The 1,776-nt window shown below is 72.5% G+C and carries 2 protein-coding genes; one reads left to right on the forward strand and one right to left on the reverse strand.

Annotated elements, in window-relative coordinates; genetic code table 11:
* Positions 1 to 1,494: protein translocase subunit SecD (secD, locus tag ACFWFI_RS42580; protein WP_387401318.1), on the reverse strand; the 1,494-nt coding region annotated here is incomplete at its 3' end.
* Between the two features lie 78 nt (positions 1,495 to 1,572).
* Here secD and ACFWFI_RS42585 point away from each other — a divergent pair.
* The coding region (locus tag ACFWFI_RS42585) for a hypothetical protein (protein WP_387401321.1) at positions 1,573 to 1,776 on the forward strand (204 nt) is incomplete at its 3' end.

Below are 1,776 nucleotides of genomic sequence, written 5' to 3' on the forward strand. Positions count from 1 at the left end.
GGAGTACTCCACGAGCCGCCCGCCGGTGAATTCGACACCCAGGTCGACGCCGCGCACGAGGATGCCGGTCACGGCGACGAGGACGAGTGCGGTGGACGTCACCAGCCAGCGGCGCGGAGACCGGAACAGCTGGGGGTCGCGTTCGTTCAGCCAGGTACGGACTCGGCCCGGCCGTGCGATGCCGTTGACGCCCCGGTAGTCGCTGACGAACCGGGATCCCGCCGCGATCTCGGTGAGCGCGCGGGCGATGACGAGCGCGGAGAACATCGAGACCAGGACACCGATGGCGAGCGTGACTCCGAAGCCCTTGACCGGCCCCGAGCCCAGGAAGAAGAGGAGTGCGGCGGCGATCAGCGTGGTGACGTTGGAGTCGGCGACGGCGCTCCAGGCCTTACGGAATCCGGCTGTCAGCGCGGAGCGCAGAGAACCGTTCCGCCGGCCCGCGTACTCCTCGCGGGCCCGTTCGAAGACAAGGACGTTGGCATCGACCGCCATCCCGATGGCCAGGACGAAGCCGGCGAGGCCCGGCAGGGTCAGGGTGACCCCCAGTGCGACGAGTGCGGCGTAGGAGATCACTCCGTACGCGGCCAGAGCGAGCGCGGCAAGAGCACCGAAGAGCCGGTACATCAGGGTGATGAAGAGCGCGGTGGCCGCGGCGCCGATGAGAGCGGCCCGGGCACTGGCGTCGATGGCGGCGGCACCCAGCGTCGGACCGACGGTCCGCTGTTCGACGATCTCGACGGGCACGGGGAGTGCGCCGCCCTTGATGAGCAGTGCGAGATCACGTGCCTCTTCGGCGCTGAAGGAGCCGGTGATCCGGGTGGAGCCGGAGGGCAGTCCGGCCTCGCAGCCGATCGACGGATCGACCTGGGGCGAGGAGATGACCTTCCCGTCGAGGACGATCGCGACGCGGCGCCGTTCGTCGCCGGCGGGGTGGCAGGCGGCGTCGCCGGTGAGCCGGTTCCACTCCCGGCCCGCGCCCTTGTGGAAGTCGAGCGAGACCGTCCAGCCCGTGCCCTGCTGGGCGTCGAAGTCCGCGGTGGCGTCCTTGACCCCGGCCCCGGAGAGCCGCACCGGGCCGAGGGCGAGGGGACTTCCCTGTTCGTCGGGCAGCGTCTCGGCGGCGTCACCCTGCCCGGCTCCGGGGCCCTGGACCGCGTGGAAGCTGAGCTGGGCGGTCCTGCCGATGACCTCGGCGGCCTGGCGCGGGTCCTGGACGTCGGGGAGTTCGACGATGATCCGGTCCTCGCCCGAGCGGGTCAGGGCCGGCTCGGCGACACCGAGGGAGTCGATGCGCTGCCGCAGCACCTCCAGGGTTCGGTCGGTGCTCTCCCGGTCCGCGGTCGCGGTGCCGGAGTCCTTGGCCTGCAGCACCATCCGGGTGCCGCCCTGGAGGTCGAGGCCGAGTCTGGGTGACATGGTCAGCGTGATGAACACGGAGACGAGCAGTACGGCGGCAGCCAGAACCGCTCGCACCGTGGTGGCGCGAGTCATGGGGATCCCCTCGAATGGGCGTCGTCCGCCCAGGCCTCAGGGAGGAGGGCAGGGCGACAGGTCTGTGGAACAGAACCGGTGAACGACCGGCTGACCGGCCGTCCCCCCTGGAGGACCCCGCACTCCGGGCAGCGCCGCCCGGGCGCGTACGACGAAGAAGGGGCCCGCGCCCGCCGCCCCCGGCGCGAGGCCCCGAGGCAGCGGAAGGCCCTGCGGGCGCGGCGGCAGGGCGCCGTGGCCTGGCGGGGGAACGTGGTGCGGCGCGTGCGGGCGGTCGGCGCC

It is taken from the genome of Streptomyces sp. NPDC060209, assembly GCF_042728155.1.
Classification (GTDB): Bacteria; Actinomycetota; Actinomycetes; order Streptomycetales; family Streptomycetaceae; genus Streptomyces.